This window comes from Oscillospiraceae bacterium, from assembly GCA_025757985.1.
GTDB lineage: Bacteria > Bacillota > Clostridia > Oscillospirales > Ruminococcaceae > Gemmiger.
Map to the genome: position 1 here is coordinate 97,325 of CP107210.1, position 17,565 is coordinate 114,889.

Genomic DNA, 17,565 nt, shown 5'->3' on the forward strand with positions numbered 1-17,565 from the left:
GCAGGTAAGCTGGGCGGGTAAGAGAATTTTCCCCCTTGCGTGTGGCCCTTAAATGCTGTATAATAACTTTAATCGTATTGTGTGAGATTATGCCCCGATGGGATGGGCGGCGCGCACTGCACCAATAAAATAAGGAGTTGTAAACGATGAAAGGTATTATCCTGGCCGGCGGCGCCGGCACCCGACTTTACCCGCTGACAATGGTCACATCCAAGCAGCTGCTGCCCGTCTATGACAAGCCGATGATCTACTATCCGCTGTCTACGCTGATGCTGGCGGGCATCCAGGACATTCTGATCATTTCCACCCCCACGGACACCCCGCGCTTTGAGGCGCTGCTGGGGGACGGCAGCCAGTACGGCCTGCACCTGCAGTACAAGGTCCAGCCCAGTCCGGACGGTCTGGCACAGGCCTTTATTCTGGGCGAGGAGTTCATCGGCGATGACTGCTGCGCGATGGTTCTGGGCGACAACATCTTCTACGGCGCCGGCTTCTCCAAGCGGCTGAAGGCCGCTGCTGCCAACGCCGCAGCAGGGCGCAGCACCGTTTTCGGCTACTATGTCAACGACCCCGAGCGCTTCGGCGTTGTGGCCTTTGACAAGGACGGCCACGCCACCGACATTGAGGAAAAGCCCGTCAACCCCAAGAGCAACTACGCTGTCACCGGCCTTTACTTCTATAATAACGAGGTCGTGAAGATGGCCAAGCAGGTCAAGCCCAGCGCTCGCGGTGAGCTGGAGATCACCACCCTGAACCAGATGTATCTGGAGCAGGGCAAGCTGGATGTCCAGCTGCTCGGCCGCGGCTATGCATGGCTTGACACCGGCACGATGGACTCCCTTGTGGAGGCTGCTACCTTTGTGCAGACCATCGAGCAGCGTCAGGGCATCAAGATCTCGGCCCCCGAGGAGATCGCCTACAAGTACGGCTGGATCACCAAGGAAAAGCTGCTTGAGAGCGCAGCCCGCTACGGCAAGAGCCCCTACGGTCAGCACCTGAAGAATGTCGCAGACGACAAGCTGCAGTATTGATCGGAGCGGGGGAGAGAATCTATGAAAATTTTGATTACCGGCTGCCGCGGGCAGCTGGGCACCGAGCTGCAGCGCCAGCTTGCGGAGGAAGGCTGCACCATCGGCCCCCTGCCCGAGCGTCTGCGCAAGGCCACCGTTATCCCGGTGGATGTCGATGAGCTGGACATCACCGACCGCGAGGCTACCATCAACTATATCCGCCGCCACCAGCCGGATACGGTCATCAACTGCGCAGCCTTCACGAATGTGGACGGCTGCGAAACCGCCCGCGATGCGGCATTCAGGGTCAACGCCCTCGGCCCGCGCAATCTGGCGCTCGCCTGCGAGAAGATCGGCGCACGGCTGATCCATGTTTCGACCGACTATGTGTTCCCCGGCACCGCCAACGGCGGTGTGGCACTGGACGAGTGCGCCGTGCCTGCACCCATCTCGGCCTACGGCCAGACCAAGCTGCTGGGCGAGCAGTATGTTGAGCGGTTCTGCCGCCGGCACTTCATCGTGCGCACGGCATGGCTCTACAGTGCCTACGGCAAAAACTTCGTCAAGACGATGGTCCGTCTGGGTCAGACCCACGATAAAATCACCGTTGTCAACGACCAGCTGGGCAACCCGACGAACGCCGTCGATTTAGCCTACCATATTTTGAAGCTGGCCGTCAGCCACGATTACGGCATCTACCACTGCACCGGCAACGGCATCTGCAGCTGGTATGACTTCGCCTGCGCCATCATGCAGGGGGCGGGGCTCAACTGCAAGGTCGAGCCTGTCACCAGCGCCGAGTACGCGGCTGCCAACCCGGCCAGCGCCAACCGCCCGGCATGGAGCGCGCTCGAAAACCGTATGCTGCGCTGCACGGTCGGCGATGAGATGCGCGACTGGCAGGACGCCCTCAAGGACTTTTTTGCAAACTGGAATGGAGAACTTTGATATATGAAGACTTATCTCGTAACCGGCTGTGCCGGCTTTATCGGCTCTAACTTTGTCCACTATATGCTGGGAAAGTATGAGGACATCCGCCTCATCAACCTCGACAAGCTGACCTATGCCGGCAACCTCGAGAACCTGCAGGACATCGAGGATGACGCCCGTCACATCTTTGTGCAGGGCGACATCTGCGACAAAGCGCTCGTCACCGACCTGATTGCTAAGTACGATCCGGATTATGTCATCAACTTTGCAGCCGAAAGCCATGTTGACCGCAGCATCAAAAACCCCGAGATATTTGTCGAGAGCAATGTGCTGGGCACCGTGAACCTGCTGCAGTGCTGCAAGGACGCATGGTATGATGCCGCCGCAAAGACGTGGAAAGAGGGCAAGAAGTACCTGCAGGTTTCCACCGATGAGGTCTACGGCGCGCTGGGTGCCGAGGGCTACTTTATGGAGACCACCCCGCTGTGCCCCCACAGCCCCTACTCTGCCTCCAAGGCCAGCGCGGACATGTTCGTCAAGGCGTTCCACGACACCTACGGCATGCCGATGAACATTACCCGCTGCTCCAACAACTACGGCCCCTATCAGTTCCCCGAGAAGCTGATCCCGCTGCTCATCAACAATGCCAAGCAGCATAAGACGCTGCCCGTCTACGGCGATGGTATGCAGATCCGCGACTGGCTGTACGTCATGGATCACTGCAAGGCTATCGATATGGTCGCCAATGGCGGCAAGGACGGCGAGGTCTACAATGTGGGCGGCCATAACGAGCGCCCCAACATCTTCATCGTCAAGACCGTCATTGCCCAGCTGCATGACCGCCTGAAGGACGAGGGTATCAGCGAGGAGCTGATTACCCATGTTGCCGACCGCCTCGGCCATGACCGCCGCTACGGCATCGACCCGACCAAGATCAAGGAGGATCTGGGCTGGTACCCCGAGACCCCGTTTGAGAAGGGCATTGTGCTGACCATCGACTGGTATCTGGCCCACCCCGACTGGATGGCCCATGTCACCAGCGGCGATTACCAGAAATACTACGAGCAGATGTACAAGAATAAGTAAAAGGTCTGCCTGCGGCGGCATGGGGGCATGCCGCTCTGCGATCTCCCGTTCAATGGGCGTGTAGGGCGGGGTGCCCTCACCCCGCCGCACCGCTTTTCAATCCCCCCAAAGGAGCAACACATCCACAATGGCAAATTACAGAGAAGAACATATCCGCAATAACCGTCGTCTGGCACGGCAGGTCGTGGGCAGTGTGGCGCTGCTGCTTGCGCTCATCGGCCTGTTTACCGTGCTGGGCTGGATCGTTGGGCTTGTGCGCTCGGCGCTGGACGACAGCGGTCTGCGCAAGGCGTACCGTGACCGCCTGTACGGCATGGTCATGCTGGATCCCGTGGCGTTTGACGATGTGAACAGCGTTGACCCCGGCGTATTCAAGCAGGCCGCCATCTGGGGCACCGTCTATCAGGTGCAGAACAGCGGCGGCAGCCTTGACCAGTATGAGCGTGACCCCGATACCGGCTCGGCCATGATCCCCGCGCTGGAGGTCGATACCTACATCGCCAACCTTCTCGGCCCTGAGTATAAGGTGCCGGAGGGGACCTTCAGCACCGAGGAATTCGTCTACCAGTACGATGAGGAAAAGCAGGCCTATCTGGTGCCTGTCACCAGCTCGGTAGCGCAGTACACGCCGACAGTCGAGAAGATCAGCCGCCGGGACGGCAAGCGCATCGTCACGGTCGGCTATGTGCCCACCGCCACGAACAACGCCACCGGTGAGCTTTCGCTGACGGCCCCCACCGAGCCGACGAAGTATATGGATTATGTCTTTACCCGCGGGGAAAACCGCCAGTGGTATCTGACCGCCCTGCAGGAGAGTGAGATGCAGGTGGAGGTCACGCCCACCCCTGCACCGACCGATGCCCTTGTGGAGGAATTGCAGAACGAGGAGCTGGGCACAGCCGATGCGCCCAGCGCAGCTGAAGAGCCTGCGCCCGAACCTGCAGAGCCGGAACAGCCCGCAGAGCCGGAGGAGCCCCAGACAACAGACGAACAGCCTGCCGAGGGCTGACAAAAAACAGAGCAGCATCCCTGTGTAGGGCACGGGGGTGCTGCTTTTTTTGTGTGCTGCAGGGTTTTGCCGCAAAAAACAATGGTGCAATCCTGCCGCGAATATGCTATAATAGCTGCATATACTTGAGTGAGGTGTGGTACTATGGAAGAATTGCTCCGTATTCTGGAAAAGAACGCCCGCATGCCGATTGAGGACATCGCGGCGATGCTGGATAAGACCCCCGAGGAGATCGCCGCCATGATGGACGAGGCCGCCGCCAAGGGCTACATCCGCGGGTATGAAACGCTGGTGGACTGGGAACAGGCCGGCGTCAATCTGGTGGAGGCTGTCATCGAGCTGCGTGTGACCCCCCACAAGGCCCGCGGCTTTGACGACATCGGTATGACCATCGCCCAGTTTGACGAGGTGGATACCGTGCTGCTGATGAGCGGCAGCTACGACCTGCAGGTCATCATCAAGGGCCGCAGCTTTCAGGAAATTGCGATCTTCGTGGCCAAGCGCCTCTCCCCGCTGGACGATGTGCTCTCCACCGCCACCAGCTTTGTGCTGCGCCCCTACAAGCGCGGCGGCCGGCTGTATCTGGCCGAAGAACCCGATGAAAGAGAGTGTACCGTCCTGTGATGAACTACGATGAACTGCTTGCCCCTGCCGCCAAGGCGATGCGCCCGTCCGGCATCCGCAAGTTCTTTGATCTGGCAGCCGATATGCCCCACTGCATCTCGCTGGGCGTCGGGGAGCCGGACTTTAAAACGCCGTGGAGCGTCCGCGATGCAGGCATCCGCAGCCTTGAGCTGGGCCGCACCAAGTACACAGCCAACGCCGGCCTGAAGGAGCTGCGCAATGAGATCTGCAGCTACCTTGGCCGCCGCTTTGACCTGCACTATAAAGAGGAAAATGTCCTTGTCACGGTCGGCGGCAGTGAGGCCATCGACCTGATCATCCGCGCGGTGGTCCAGCCCGGGGACGAGGTCATCATTCCCGAGCCCTGCTTTGTCTGCTATGAGCCGATCACCCAGCTGACCGGCGGCGTGCCGGTGCATATTGCCACCCGCGCCGAGGATCAGTTCCGCCTGACTGCCGACCAGCTGCGGGCGGCCATCACGCCGCGGACAAAGCTGCTGATCTTCCCGTATCCCAACAACCCCACCGGTGCCGTCATGAGCGCCGACGAGATGGAGAAGATCGCCGCCGTCCTGCGCGAGACGAACGTGCTGGTGCTGTCGGACGAGATTTACTCCGAACTGACCTACGGGCTCGACCGCCATGTGTCCATTGCATCGCTGCCCGGCATGGCCGAGCGCACCGTTGTCGTCAACGGCTTCTCCAAATCCTACGCCATGACCGGCTGGCGTCTTGGCTATGCCGCAGGCCCCGCGCCGCTCATCAAGGTCATGACCAAGATCCACCAGAGCTGCATCATGTCGGCCCCGACCACCAGCCAGTATGCGGCGGTCACGGCGCTGCGCCAGTGTGATGACCAGATCGAGATGATGCGGGACGAGTACAACCGCCGCCGCCGTTATGTGGTCAAGGCGCTCAACGACATGGGCCTGACCTGCTTTGAGCCGCGCGGCGCGTTCTATGTGTTCCCCTCGATCCAGATCAGCGGCCTGACGAGCAGTGAATTCTGTGAGCGGTTGCTGCGTGAAAAAGAGGTTGCCATTATCCCCGGCTCGGCGTTCGGTGCCTCCGGCGAGGGGTACGCCCGCATCAGCTATGCCTACAGCGTGGATCATCTGCAGATCGCAATGAAGCGCATCCGCGAATTTTTGAGCGAAAACGGCTGGACGAAGTAACCCTGCCATCCGCAGAGCAAATAACAGGAGAGTGACCCCTATGCAATACCGTTCTGTGACGGTGCTGGCCCCGGCCAAGCTGAATCTGTCGCTGGATGTCGTGGGCACGCTGCCCAACGGCTACCATGATCTGGATATGGTCATGCAGACCATTGACCTGTATGAAAAAATCACGCTGCGCCGCAGCCATGACCTGACGCTGAATCTGCCCGGCAGCTTTGTGCCGGCCAACGATAAAAACACCGCTGTCAAGGCCGCGCTGGCCTTCTTTGCCTATACCGGCCTGCTGGCGGGCGTGGATATGACGATCTACAAGCGGGTACCGGTGCGGGCCGGCATGGCCGGCGGCAGTGCCGATGCCGCCGGGGTGCTGGTCGGCCTGAACGAGCTGTACGGCGCAAAGCTTTCGATGAGCGAACTCTGCGCCATCGGCGCGGGCATCGGCGCGGACGTGCCGTTTGCCCTGATGGGCGGCACCTGCCGTGTGCGCGGCGTGGGCGATCTGATGAAAGCCCTGCCGCCCTGCCCGGACTGCTGGTTTGTGGTGGCGATGCCCAGCGTGGGCGTTTCCACCCCCGAAGCCTTTGCCCGCTATGACACGATGGGCAGCCCTGTCCACCCTGACTGCGAGGCACAGGAGCAAGCCATCCGCAAAAACGACCTGCCCGGCGTCTGCGCGGCGGCCGGCAATGCGCTCGAGCATTGCTCCGGTGCGGACGAAACACCCGCCATCTGCAAAACGCTGCGGGCGCATGGTGCCGTGACAGCCCAGATGACAGGCAGCGGTGCGGCCGTCTTTGGCATCTTTGACAGGCAGGACGCCGCCCGCAAGGCCGTGGCCGCCCTCAAAAGCAGCTACCGGCAGGTCTATCTCTGCAAGCCGACCCGCGGCGGCCCCTTCGTGACGGCCCGCCGCCTGTTCGGCGCAAAAAAGTGATCCCGCGCCGTGCGGACAATCTTATGATTATTTTCTCCCCTTTCTGCCCATACTCCGGTTGGAAAGGGGAGAACTGTTATGACGAAGCATACCCGCCGCGTGCTGGAGCTGGGCGCCGGTCTGGCGCTGGCACTGACTGTTGTACTTACCGCCTATGCCGATTGGCACCAACGCACCGCCGCCCGGGTGCGGGCCGACACCGTGCGGCTGCACATCCTGGCCAACAGCGATACATGGGATGACCAGTTGTTGAAATTACAGGTGCGGGATGCCGTGCTGGCTGCCCTGCCGCCCGCCGTGACGCAGGCGCAAAGCCCGCAGCAGGCTGTCCGGGCGCTGCAGACGGCGCTGCCCGCTTTGCAGGCTGCAGCCGACAGCGCCCTGCACCGCGCCCACAGCCCGCAAACGGCCGCCCTGCGGCTGGAGAGCCACGACTTTTCTGCCCGCGATTACGGCAGCTTTTCTCTGCCCGGCGGGGAGTACACCGCCCTGCGCATAGAGCTGGGCACCGCGCAGGGCCGCAACTGGTTCTGCGTGCTTTATCCCTCGCTCTGCATTTCCGGCAGCACCGCCGCCTACCCCGGCGCCGATGAAAACGCGCTGGTGTTCGGCCGGTTTGAGGTAAGACTGGCGGTTGCGGACTTTATAGGCAGATTGGCTTCCCCCGCGGGGGAAGCTGTCAGCGGCTTGCCCGCTGACTGATGAGGGGAGGCCTTGCCGCTGCCGCCCGCAAATGGGTCGCTGCGCACACGCGCCCCTCATCCGGCCCTTTGGGCCACCTTCTCCCAAGGAGAAGGCTATCAGAAAGGACACCACCATGCTAAACTTCATCTTGGGCCCCTCCGGCTCGGGCAAATCGCATACCATGCTGGCCGCCCTGCGCGCACGCGCGGCGCGGGGGGAGCGCAGCATCCTTATCGTGCCGGAGCAGTTTACCTCCTCCACCGAGGGGCAGCTCTACCGCACGCTGGGGGACAGCCTTTCCGCCTATGTCGAAAGCTACTCCTTCACCTCGCTGGCGGAGGCCCTGCTGCGCCGCTACGGCGGGGCGGCCGTGCCCACCCTGACCGAGGCGGGCCGTGCCCTGCTGCTGCGCCGGGCGGCGGATTCGCTGCTGGACAAGGTCGTGTACTACAGCCGCCAGCGGCGCAGCGCCGCCTTCTGCGAGAAGGCGGCCCAGACCGTCAGCGAGCTGAAAAGCGCCGGTGTCACGCCGGAAATGCTGGCAGAGTATGCAAAGGCCCCCGGGGCCGACCGCGAAAAGCTGGATGAACTGGCCCTGATCTATGCCGCGTATGAGGGGCTGCTGGCCCAGAGCGCCATGGACCCCGGCGACCGCCAGCAGCGCGCGGCGGAGCGGCTGGACGCAGCCTTCTTTGCGGGGCGCGCCGTGTACATTGACGAGTTTGATACCTTTAATGCGCCGAAGCGCGCCCTGCTGGCGGCCATGCTGCCGGTGGCCGATGTAACGGTCTGCCTTTGCTGTGACGGCGAGCAGGACCGGGACGGCGGCATGGGGCTGTTCAGCGGTGCCAAAAATGTGGTCAATACCCTCAAGCGGATGGCCGCAGAGGCTGGTGTGCCCACCCATACCGAGCTGCTGACCGAGGACCGCCGCCATGCCGATGCCCCGGCGTTGGCCGAGCTGGGCCTGCTGCTGGCGGACCCTGCCTATACGCCGGAGGCCGTGGTCGATCCGGCGCATCCGGCCATTACCTACCACGCGGCGGCGTCCCGTCAGGCCGAGGCCAAGGCGGTGGCCGCCGAGATCGCGGCCCGCGCGCGGCAGGGCACCCCCTACAGCCGCATGGCGGTCATATGCCGCAATGCGGAGCAGTACCTTGCCCCGCTGCGGTATGAGTTCCGTCTGCAGGGCATACCGCTTTTCTGCGATGAGGCCACTACCCCCGAAAACACTGCCCCGGCGCGGGCGGTCCATGCCGCGCTGGAGCTTTTGCGCGGCGTGTCGAGCCGCAGTGTGCTGCGCCTGCTCAAGACCGGGCTGGTCGATCTGCCGGAAAGCCAGCAGTGTGCCCTTGAAAACTACGCTTACACATGGCAGCTGACCGCCGCCGATTGGCGGGAGCCCTTTACCCGCAGTGCGGCGGGGTATGACGGCCATGACTCCGAGCAGGACCGGCAGGTGCTGGCCGATGCCGAGTGCGCCCGCGCCTTCCTTATGGAGCGGCTGGCGGACTTTGTACCCAAGGCGGCCGGCGCCCCCGCAGCGGCACTGACCAAGCAGATCTTCCTGTTTTTGCAGTCCCTCGGGGCTGAGAAGGCGCTTGAGAGCCTTGCCGAGAAGCTGCGCGCAGAGGGCCGCCTGCCCGAGGCGGATGAGATCCTGCGCGAATGGAATGTCGTTATGGGGCTGCTTGACCAGCTTGCCCGGCTGCTGGGCAGTGAAAAGCTGCCCCCTGCTGAGTACGCCGAGCTTTTTACGCTTCTGCTGCGCACGACAGACATGGGGCATATCCCCCAGAGCCTTGACAGTGTGATCGTGACAACGGCGGGCCGTATGCGCCTGCCCGAGACCGATGCCGTCTTTGTGGTCGGCCTGCTGGAGGGGGAGTTCCCCCAGACGCCCGGCGATCAGGGCCTGCTGACCCACGCCGACCGTGACATTATGATGGAGCAGGGCGCCGAGCTGCCCGACTGCTTTGCCAACAAGGTCCTGCGCGAGGGGATCTGCTTTTACAAGGCGCTGACTGTGGCACGCAGCTATCTGTGGCTCAGCTGGCCCGCAGCGGCCCATGCCGAGGATGCCGCCCCCGCCAGCGCTGCGCTGGCACCGATTTTGCAGTATCTGCAGGTGCCGCCCTGCACCCCCACGGCGGTGCAGCTGGCTGCCGCCCCGGCCGCTGCGCTTGATGTGCTGGGTATGCTCAGTCAGGACCCGGACCGGCAGTGTGCCGGTGCGGCAGTGCGCGCCGTGCTGGACGCTGACCCTGCGCTGGCCCCCGCCTACGCCGCTGTGCGCCGTGCGGTGGACACCGCCGGGGCAGAGCAGCGGGTCGCGGACACCGCCGCGCTTGAAGCCTTGCTTGGGCGGGGGCTGCGCATAAGCCCCACCCGGTTTGAAAAATACCAGAGCTGCCCCTTTGGCTATTTTCTGCAGTACATCATCAAGGCCGCGCCCCGCAAAAAGGCCGAGCTTGCCCCCAATATAAGCGGCACGCTGACCCACTGGGTGCTGGAAAACGCCCTGCGCCGCCGCGGCGAGGCGTTCAAGACGCTGACGCCGGAGGAGGTGGAGGCCCTTGTCGATGCGCTGGTGGACGAATATGTGGCCGAAAACCTGCCCGGCATGACGGTGCGGATGGACTACCTGATCGGCCGGATCCGGCGCAATCTGGTGGGGCTGCTGGGCTTTATCCAGCGCGATCTGCGGCAGTCGGGCTTTCGCCCCGTTGCGTTTGAGCTGCGCATTGATGACCGCCCCGATGCCGAAAACCCGGACGCCCCCCGCATCGACCCGGTGCAGCTTGCCGATGGGGCGGGGCATACGGTGCGCATTGTCGGCACGGTGGACCGTGTCGATGCGATGCCGCTGGAAAAACGCGGCAAGACCTATCTGCGGGTCGTGGACTACAAGACCGGCGGCAAGGAGTTCAAGCTGAAGGAGGTCTACTACGGTCTGGATTGCCAGATGCTGCTGTACCTCTTTACGCTGGAGCGCAACGCGCAGACGGCCTTCCCCGGTGCTACGGCGGCGGGGGTAGAGTACCTGCTGGCCGACCCTGCACCCGAGAGCGTTGACCGCCGCGAACTGACCGAGGAGGCCGACCCCGCGCCGACCTACCCGATGAACGGCCTGCTGCTTGATGACGAGAGCATCTACCGTGCCATGGATACCAAAGGCACCGGTGAGTTTGTGCCGCTGAGCTTCAGCACCAAGACCGGCAAGGTGCTGAACAGCAAAAGCACGCTGGCCGATGAGGCGAAGCTGGGCCGCATCCGGGATCATCTGGACGGCCTGCTCATCGATATGGCGGAAAACCTGTACAGCGGCCGCATTGATGCCGAGCCGCTCTGCCCCGGCGGCGGCAAAAGCCCCTGCACCTACTGCGACTTCCGCTGCGCCTGCACCCACCGCGACGGGGAACACGAACGGACGATTTCGATCAAGGACGACCCGTTTGCGGAATGAGAACGCCTTCCCCCCAAAAAGGGGAAGCTTTTCTACATAAAGGAGACACCCCATGCCAGAACAACCCAAGATACAATTCACCCCGGCGCAGGCGGCTGCCATCAGGGCACGGGGCGGCAGCCTGCTGGTGTCGGCGGCTGCCGGCTCGGGCAAGACCCGTGTGCTGGTCGAGCGCGTGGTGGGGCTTATCACAGACCCTGAGCACCCGGCGGATGCCGATTCGCTGCTGATCATGACCTTCACCAATGCGGCGGCGGCCAAGCTGCGGGCTGACATCACGGCCCGCCTTGCGCAGGAGGTGCGCGCCCACCCCGGCAATACCAACCTGCGCCGCCAGCAGCTGCTTTTGCAGCGCGCGTCCATCGGCACGGTGGATGCCTTTTGCCTGCATTTTGTGCAGCAGCATTTTGCCATGCTCGATGTACCCCCTGACTTTACGACCGCCGAGGAGGCCGACCTTGCCCGCATTGAGCAGGAAACATTGGCCGCCACGCTGGAGACCGCCTATCAGGACGCCGACTTCCGCGCCTTTGCCGACCTGTACGACCGGGGCCGTACCGACAGCACGGCCGGGGATGCAGTCCTCGACCTCTATCACTTTACCCGGGCATTGCCCCACCCGGCGGCATCGCTGACTGCGTTTGCCGAAATGTGGCAGCAGGAGGCCCCGCCGCAGCAGACCGAATGGGGCCGTGAGCTGTTGGGCATCGCGCTGGCCCGGGCGCAGGGCGTCAAGGCGCTGCTGGACAGCGGCGCAGCCATTGCAGCGCGGGACGAAAAGGCCGATGCCGCCTACACGGCCGTCATGCTTGATGATGCCGCCCGGGTCGAGAACCTCTGCTACCATCTGGAGCAGGGCGATTGGGACAAATGCCTGTCGGCGCTTGAGCTGGTTCTGTCGGGCTGGCGTGCGGCGGGGCGCATCAAGGGCGGCAAGGACGCAAACCAGTCCGCTGCCGCTGCGTCCGAGCTGCGCGACCGTGCAAAAAAGCAGCTTGAAAGCCTGCGCCGGGATGCACTGCTCTGCACGGCTGAGGAATTTGCCGCCGACCGCCGCCGCGCTGCGCCGCTGGTGGCAGCTCTTGTGCGGGTAACGCAGACCTTTGCCGACAACTGCTTTGCTGCGAAATGTGCTGAAAAGGTGCTGGACTACGCGGATTATGAGCATCTGACGCTCGATCTGCTCGTCAATGAGCGCAACGAGCGCACACCGCTGTGCCGCACGGTCAGCAGCCGCTACACGGCGGTGCTGGTGGACGAGTATCAGGATACAAACGCCCTGCAGGACGCTATCTACTTTGCGCTGGCCCGCCCCGAAGCGGACAACCTTTTCTTCGTGGGCGACATCAAGCAGAGCATCTACCGGTTCCGTCTGGCGGACCCCGGTATCTTTGTGGGCAAGCAGCAGCAGTGGAAGCCCCACCCGCAGCCGGCCCCAAGCCCTGCCACGCTGGCGCTGGATGCGAACTTCCGCAGTGCACCCGGCGTGATCGCAGGCATCAACTATCTGTTTGAGGTGTTTTTCACGCAGGGGCTGGGCGGTGTACCCTATGGGGACGGCCAGCGGCTTGTCGTGGGCGGGGATAAAAGCGCCGCCTATCAGGGCCTGTGCGAGATCAATGTCATTGACGGGGCCGATACCGCGGGCGATGCCGCTGTCATTGCCGGGCGCATCGCCGAGATGGTCAAAACCGGCTTTGCCGTGCGCGGCAAGGAGGGGGTGCGCCCCTGCCGGTATGAGGACTTCTGCATCCTGCTGCGCGGCCGCAAGGGCTTTGCCGATTATGAGGGTGCGCTGCGCACGGCGGGCATCCCGGTCTTTGCGGATTCCGCCGCCGATCTGCTTGATGAGCCGCATATCCGACCCTTTGCGGCGCTGCTGCGTGTTATCGACAACCCGGCGCAGGATATTCCGCTGGCAGCTGTGCTGCTGAGTCCGATGTTCCCCTACACGGCGGACGACCTTGTTGCGCTGCGCCGTGCAAGGCCCAACGGCAGTCTGTACGGGGCGGTCCTTGGCGGGGAGCAGGCGCGGTTTGCCCCCTTTACCGAGGCGCTGGCCGAGTACCGCCGTCTCGCCCGCACTCTGCCGGTGGAGGAACTGCTCGGGGAGCTGCTGGCCCGCACCGGCTATCTTGCCGCCGTGGGTGCGCTGCCTGACGGCCTGCGCTGCCGCGAGGATCTGCTCAGCTTTACAGCGTGGGCTGCCGGGGCAGGGCGCGCGGGGCTGCCCGCGCTGATACGCGCGATGGACGCTGCCGCCCACAACGGCGGACTGAACCAGAGCGCAGGCGGACAGACCCGCCCCGGCTGTGTTTCCATCATGACGGTACACCGCTCCAAGGGGCTGGAATTTCCGGTCGTTTTTGTGGCAGACACGGCCCACCAGTTCAACCAGAGCGACGCTGTGCGGCCGGTGCTGACCCACAGCCGCCTTGGCGTGGGCGTCATGCTGCGTGCGCCGCGGGCGGCCAAGCGGTTTAAAACGCTGCCCTATGCGGCGCTGGCGCAGGCCATCCGCACCGAGACCTTGAGCGAGGAGATGCGTGTGCTGTATGTTGCGCTGACCCGCGCGCAGGATGCGCTGATCATCACGGTGCCGCTCAAACGAACCGACAGCGCGCTGAAGCTGCCCGCCCTCTGCGCCGCAGCCGAGGCCACCGGCCCGGAGTCGATGCGCGGCATGGGCAGCTGGGCCGGGTGGCTGCTGACCGCTGCAATGCTGCACCCGGGCAGCGATGCGCTTTGGGCGCGCACGAACTTTCTGCCGCACCACCGCAAAACCGGTGTGCCGCTGGACATTCGGCTGCTGCCCCTGCCCGAGCAGACGGAGCAGCCGTCTGCGCCGCCCGCCGCTGCGGCAGATCCCGCGCTGGTGGCGCAGCTGCAGGCCAGCTTTGCGTGGCAAAGCCCCCGCGCCGCGCTCGAAAAGGTCCCCGCCAAGGTCAGCGTCAGCGCGGTGGCCCACGCCGCCCGCCCGGTTGCCCTGGAACGCCCGGCCTTTCTGCAAAAAAGCGGCATGACCGGCGCCGAGCGCGGCACCGCCATCCACGCCTTTATGCAGAGTGTGCCCTTTGACGGCCCGGCCCCCGATCTTGCGGCCGAGGTGCAGCGGCAGACTAGGCTGCAGCTGCTGGACGCTGCACTGGCAGACAAGCTGGATCTGGACGCCGTGCGCCCCTTCTTTGACAGCGCGGTCTGGCGGCGAATCCGGCTGGCCCGCCGCATCCTGCGCGAGGAGCCGTTCATCACGGCGCTGCCCGCCGCCGACATCACCCCCGCCGCAGGGCAGGGGAGCGCCGCCGGGGCCGAGGTGCTGGTGCAGGGCATTGCCGACTTGGTGCTGGTGTTTGACGAGCATGCCGAGATCCTTGACTATAAGACCGACCGCAGCCGCGATGCGCAGTATTATATTGACGAATACGCCGCCCAGCTGCGGCTTTACCGCCGGGCGTTTGCCCAGCGGCTGAGCGTGCCGGTGACGAAGCTGACGATCTACAGCTTTGCCATCGGAGATGAGATTGATGTGCCGCTTGGCTAAAGGATGAACGGCATCCTCCCGAGAGGTGTTCTTTCTTTTGCCAACAAAAGAAAGAACCAAAGAAAATTGCCGCTCTTTCGACGGAGCGGACCCGCGACCTAGGGGCTGCACGCCCCTAGGAACCCCAAAGCGGAAGTCGGAAGTCTCGGCGGCTAAACGGACGCAGTATTACTGTCCGTTCTTAACGCCGCCGAGCCTTCCTCCACCTTAAATTCGGGTGTTCCCCCGAACCCCCGCAGTGGGAATGGGATGTGCGTAGGGGCGGGGCTCTGCTCCGCCCGCGCCGTCAGGGGAAGGCTGCAGCCCTCCCTTGCCCCCGTATGCCTACAGTTGTAGGGCGGCCTGTCCTCAGGCCGCCGCACTGTGCCTTTAGAACTCCTTTATCCTTTAGTTATAGGGGCGGCGTCCTCGACGCCCCGCAACCATATTTTTACTGCTCCATAACAAAAAAACGACCGATGGCTTTTGCACCATCGGTCGTTTTTTATGCTGTTACGCCTGCCGGAACCGGCTCAGGAACTCAACGGTCTTGGGGTTCTGCGGGCGCTCAAAGATGTCGGCGGGGGTGCCCTCCTCACAGATGACGCCGTCCGCCATGTAGACTACATGGGTAGATACATCGCGGGCAAAGGCCATCTCATGGGTGACGACAAGCATTGTCAGCCCCTCCTTGGCCAGCTGGCGCATGACGGCCAGCACCTCGCCCACCATCTGGGGGTCCAGCGCGGAGGTCGGCTCGTCAAACAGCAGTACCTCGGGCTGCATGGCCAGCGCGCGGGCAATCGCCACACGCTGCTTCTGCCCGCCGGAAAGCTGGCGCGGCTTGGCATGGATATAGGGCGCCATGCCGACCTTCTCCAGATTGTCCAGTGCGGTGCGCTCGGCGGCCTCCTTGTCCATGTGCAGCACATAGCGCAGACCCGCCGTGCAGTTGTCCAGCACCGTCATATTGTTGAAAAGGTTGAAGCTCTGGAACACCATGCCCACCTTGGCGCGGTAGGCGCACGGGTCGCTGCCCTTGGCCGTGATGTCGTTGCCGTGGAACAGCACCTTGCCGTTCGTGGGGGTCTCCAGCAGGTTGATGCAGCGCAGCAGGGTCGATTTGCCGCTGCCGGACGCACCGATGATGCAGGTGACATCGCCGGGGTTGACGGTGAAATCCACATCGCGCAGAACGACATGGGTGCCGAAGCTCTTGGAAAGGTGGCGTACCTCAATAACAGGCTCAGACATGGGCTGCGCCTCCCTTCATATCCAGATTCTGGGACTCATGGTTCGGGTCCGGGGCGTTGTACATGCCGCTGGTGTAGGCCAGCGAGTCGGTCGTGTTCAGGTCATAGTTCTGCGGGCCGTCCAGCGCTTTCTCCCACAGGCGCAGCAGGTAGCTGGCGAACAGGGTCATCGTCAGGTAGATGACCATGACGATGGCAGCGCTCTCAAAGTAGGTGTACAGCGCGCCGACCACGCTCTTGTGGACAAAGAACAAATCGGTGATCGAGATGACCGACAGCACCGAGGTGTCCTTGATGTTGATGATGAAGTTGTTGCCGATCTGCGGGATGATGTTGCGCAGCGCCTGCGGCAGAATGACATGGAGCATCGTCTGCCAGTGGTTCATGCCGATGGCCTTGGCACCCTCGGTCTGGCCCGGGTCAATGGACACGATGCCGCCGCGGACTGTCTCCGCCATATAGGCACCGGTGTTGATGGAAACGATGAAGAAGCCTGCCTGCCACATGCCCATCTTGATGCCGAACACCTGCAAAAGACCGTAGTAGATGAACACGGCCTGCACGATCATCGGCGTACCGCGGAACAGTTCCACATAGCAGCGCAGGAAGATGTGCAGGATTTTCAGCAGCACACGCTTCCACGCCGGGTCGCGCTGCTTGTCGATGGGGATGGTCTGCAGTGCGCCGACCGCAAAGCCGATCAGGCAGCCGAAAAATGTGCCGACCAGCGCCAGCAGCAGGGTCGTGCCCGCGCCGCGCAGATACGAAAAGCCGTACTTCTGCAGCACTGTGGCACAGTTTGTGAAAAAGTCTTGCATGAAATTCTCCTTTGTGATTTCTTCACTTTACCAACACCGAAGCCCCTGCCGCACAAAACGGCAGGGGCAGGCGGGCAAAATTACTCGCTCAGGGGCTGAACGCTGATGGCGTCGTCCATCATGGCGTTGTAATCATCAGCGGTCATTGTGGACAGGACCTCGTTGATGGCACTCTGCAGGGCGGTGTTGCCCTTCTTCATCGAGATGCCGATGTTGATGTCCTCCTCGCTGACCTTGAAGTCATTGTCGCCGCCGCCGAAATCCAGCAGCGTGAAGTCGGGGTAGGCGACCAGCGCGGCCTGCGCGGTGGGGCGGTCGGTGACAACGATGTCGCAGGCACCGCTGTTCAGGGCCACCAGCATGGCGGGCGCGGTCTCCTGCGCGGGCAGGATGTTGGCGTTCTCGATCTGGGGCAGGCAGGTGTCATACCAGATGGTGCCCAGCTGGCTGGTAGCGGTCGCACCGGCCAGATCGGCCACGCTCGCCGCATTGGCGTAGGCGCTGTCCTTCTTCGTCAGGGTGACGATCGAGGCGTAGTAGTAAGGGTTGCTGAAATCGACCTGTGCAGCGCGCTCAGCCGTGATGGACTGACCAGCGATGACGCAGTCCACATCGCCGCTCATGACGGCGGGAATCAGGCTGTCCCAGTCCAGCTTGACGATCTGGACCTGCTGGCCCAGTGCCTCGCCGATCTTCTTGGCCATCATGACATCGTAGCCGTAGGCGTAGTCGCTGGAGCCGCGAATCGCAACGGCACCGTTGGAATCGTCGCTTTGGGTCCAGTTGTAGGGGGCGTAAGCGCACTCCATCGCAACGGTCAGGGTGGTGGGGTCGCCGTCGCCGTCCGGGGCACCGGCAGCATCCGCAGTGGCCGCAGTGCTCTCAGCAGCAGGGGCGGCGGAGGTGTCGGCGCTGGAGCCGCAGGCGGTCAGACCGGCGGCCAGCACAGCGGCCATGGTCAGGGCAAGCATTTTCTTGAGCTTCATCTTGAACTCTCCTTTACCTTTATAAGTGTTTCCCTCATATTCATGCAAAAAGCCCCGGCGTCCTGAT

13 protein-coding genes are annotated in these 17,565 nt (G+C 63.2%); 10 read left to right on the forward strand and 3 right to left on the reverse strand.

Annotated elements, in window-relative coordinates; genetic code table 11:
- Positions 1-146: 146 nt before the first annotated feature.
- From rfbA to OGM67_00520, 10 genes are all read left to right on the forward strand, one after another.
- Positions 147-1,031, forward strand: a complete 885-nt coding sequence (rfbA, locus tag OGM67_00475; protein UYJ34860.1) for a glucose-1-phosphate thymidylyltransferase RfbA — start codon at positions 147-149, stop codon at positions 1,029-1,031.
- 21 nt (positions 1,032-1,052) lie between these two features.
- Positions 1,053-1,958: a dTDP-4-dehydrorhamnose reductase gene (gene rfbD, locus OGM67_00480; GenBank protein ID UYJ34861.1), complete on the forward strand. Its 906-nt coding sequence runs from the start codon at positions 1,053-1,055 to the stop codon at positions 1,956-1,958.
- Between the two features lie 3 nt (positions 1,959-1,961).
- A complete protein-coding gene (rfbB, locus tag OGM67_00485) occupies positions 1,962-3,026 on the forward strand; it encodes a dTDP-glucose 4,6-dehydratase (GenBank protein ID UYJ34862.1) in 1,065 nt (354 codons plus the stop codon).
- 127 nt (positions 3,027-3,153) lie between these two features.
- Complete coding sequence (locus tag OGM67_00490; GenBank protein ID UYJ34863.1) at positions 3,154-4,035, forward strand: hypothetical protein; 882 nt, start codon at positions 3,154-3,156, stop codon at positions 4,033-4,035.
- A gap of 144 nt (positions 4,036-4,179) precedes the next feature.
- A complete protein-coding gene (locus OGM67_00495; GenBank protein UYJ34864.1) occupies positions 4,180-4,659 on the forward strand; it encodes an Lrp/AsnC family transcriptional regulator in 480 nt (159 codons plus the stop codon).
- The gene (locus OGM67_00500; protein ID UYJ34865.1) at positions 4,659-5,834 is read left to right on the forward strand and encodes an aminotransferase class I/II-fold pyridoxal phosphate-dependent enzyme; all 1,176 of its coding nucleotides are present in this window, start codon (positions 4,659-4,661) and stop codon (positions 5,832-5,834) included. Before OGM67_00495 ends, OGM67_00500 begins: the two co-directional genes overlap by 1 nt.
- Positions 5,835-5,874: 40 nt before the next feature.
- The gene (gene ispE, locus OGM67_00505) at positions 5,875-6,771 is read left to right on the forward strand and encodes a 4-(cytidine 5'-diphospho)-2-C-methyl-D-erythritol kinase (GenBank protein ID UYJ34866.1); all 897 of its coding nucleotides are present in this window, start codon (positions 5,875-5,877) and stop codon (positions 6,769-6,771) included.
- Positions 6,772-6,849: 78 nt separating this feature from the next.
- The gene (locus tag OGM67_00510) at positions 6,850-7,473 is read left to right on the forward strand and encodes a stage II sporulation protein R (protein UYJ34867.1); all 624 of its coding nucleotides are present in this window, start codon (positions 6,850-6,852) and stop codon (positions 7,471-7,473) included.
- A 115-nt stretch (positions 7,474-7,588) separates the two neighbouring features.
- Positions 7,589-10,921, forward strand: coding sequence for a PD-(D/E)XK nuclease family protein (locus tag OGM67_00515; GenBank protein UYJ34868.1), 3,333 nt, complete (start codon positions 7,589-7,591; stop codon positions 10,919-10,921).
- Between the two features lie 52 nt (positions 10,922-10,973).
- The gene (locus OGM67_00520; protein UYJ34869.1) at positions 10,974-14,462 is read left to right on the forward strand and encodes a UvrD-helicase domain-containing protein; all 3,489 of its coding nucleotides are present in this window, start codon (positions 10,974-10,976) and stop codon (positions 14,460-14,462) included.
- Positions 14,463-14,954: 492 nt separating this feature from the next.
- On the opposite strand, the gene OGM67_00525 is transcribed toward OGM67_00520, so the two are convergent.
- From OGM67_00525 to OGM67_00535, 3 genes are all read right to left on the reverse strand, one after another.
- Positions 14,955-15,695, reverse strand: a complete 741-nt coding sequence (locus tag OGM67_00525) for an amino acid ABC transporter ATP-binding protein (protein ID UYJ34870.1) — start codon at positions 15,693-15,695, stop codon at positions 14,955-14,957.
- Positions 15,688-16,512 (reverse strand): amino acid ABC transporter permease, encoded by an 825-nt coding sequence (locus OGM67_00530; GenBank protein ID UYJ34871.1) that lies wholly within the window; start codon positions 16,510-16,512, stop codon positions 15,688-15,690. The genes OGM67_00525 and OGM67_00530 overlap by 8 nt, the downstream gene beginning before the upstream one ends.
- Positions 16,513-16,592: 80 nt before the next feature.
- Positions 16,593-17,498 (reverse strand): transporter substrate-binding domain-containing protein, encoded by a 906-nt coding sequence (locus tag OGM67_00535; GenBank protein UYJ34872.1) that lies wholly within the window; start codon positions 17,496-17,498, stop codon positions 16,593-16,595.
- Positions 17,499-17,565 lie beyond the last annotated feature (67 nt).

Excerpts from the sequence above, each read along its gene's own strand:
- OGM67_00530 (UYJ34871.1), bottom strand. The coding sequence starts at position 16,512 with ATGCAAGACTTTTTCACAAACTGTGCCACAGTGCTGCAGAAGTACGGC.
- OGM67_00520 (UYJ34869.1), top strand. The coding sequence starts at position 10,974 with ATGCCAGAACAACCCAAGATACAATTCACCCCGGCGCAGGCGGCTGCC.
- OGM67_00515 (UYJ34868.1), top strand. The coding sequence starts at position 7,589 with ATGCTAAACTTCATCTTGGGCCCCTCCGGCTCGGGCAAATCGCATACC.
- OGM67_00500 (UYJ34865.1), top strand. The coding sequence starts at position 4,659 with ATGAACTACGATGAACTGCTTGCCCCTGCCGCCAAGGCGATGCGCCCG.
- rfbD (UYJ34861.1), top strand. The coding sequence starts at position 1,053 with ATGAAAATTTTGATTACCGGCTGCCGCGGGCAGCTGGGCACCGAGCTG.
- rfbB (UYJ34862.1), top strand. The coding sequence starts at position 1,962 with ATGAAGACTTATCTCGTAACCGGCTGTGCCGGCTTTATCGGCTCTAAC.
- ispE (UYJ34866.1), top strand. The coding sequence starts at position 5,875 with ATGCAATACCGTTCTGTGACGGTGCTGGCCCCGGCCAAGCTGAATCTG.
- OGM67_00510 (UYJ34867.1), top strand. The coding sequence starts at position 6,850 with ATGACGAAGCATACCCGCCGCGTGCTGGAGCTGGGCGCCGGTCTGGCG.
- OGM67_00525 (UYJ34870.1), bottom strand. The coding sequence starts at position 15,695 with ATGTCTGAGCCTGTTATTGAGGTACGCCACCTTTCCAAGAGCTTCGGC.
- OGM67_00495 (UYJ34864.1), top strand. The coding sequence starts at position 4,180 with ATGGAAGAATTGCTCCGTATTCTGGAAAAGAACGCCCGCATGCCGATT.
- OGM67_00535 (UYJ34872.1), bottom strand. The coding sequence starts at position 17,498 with ATGAAGCTCAAGAAAATGCTTGCCCTGACCATGGCCGCTGTGCTGGCC.
- OGM67_00490 (UYJ34863.1), top strand. The coding sequence starts at position 3,154 with ATGGCAAATTACAGAGAAGAACATATCCGCAATAACCGTCGTCTGGCA.
- rfbA (UYJ34860.1), top strand. The coding sequence starts at position 147 with ATGAAAGGTATTATCCTGGCCGGCGGCGCCGGCACCCGACTTTACCCG.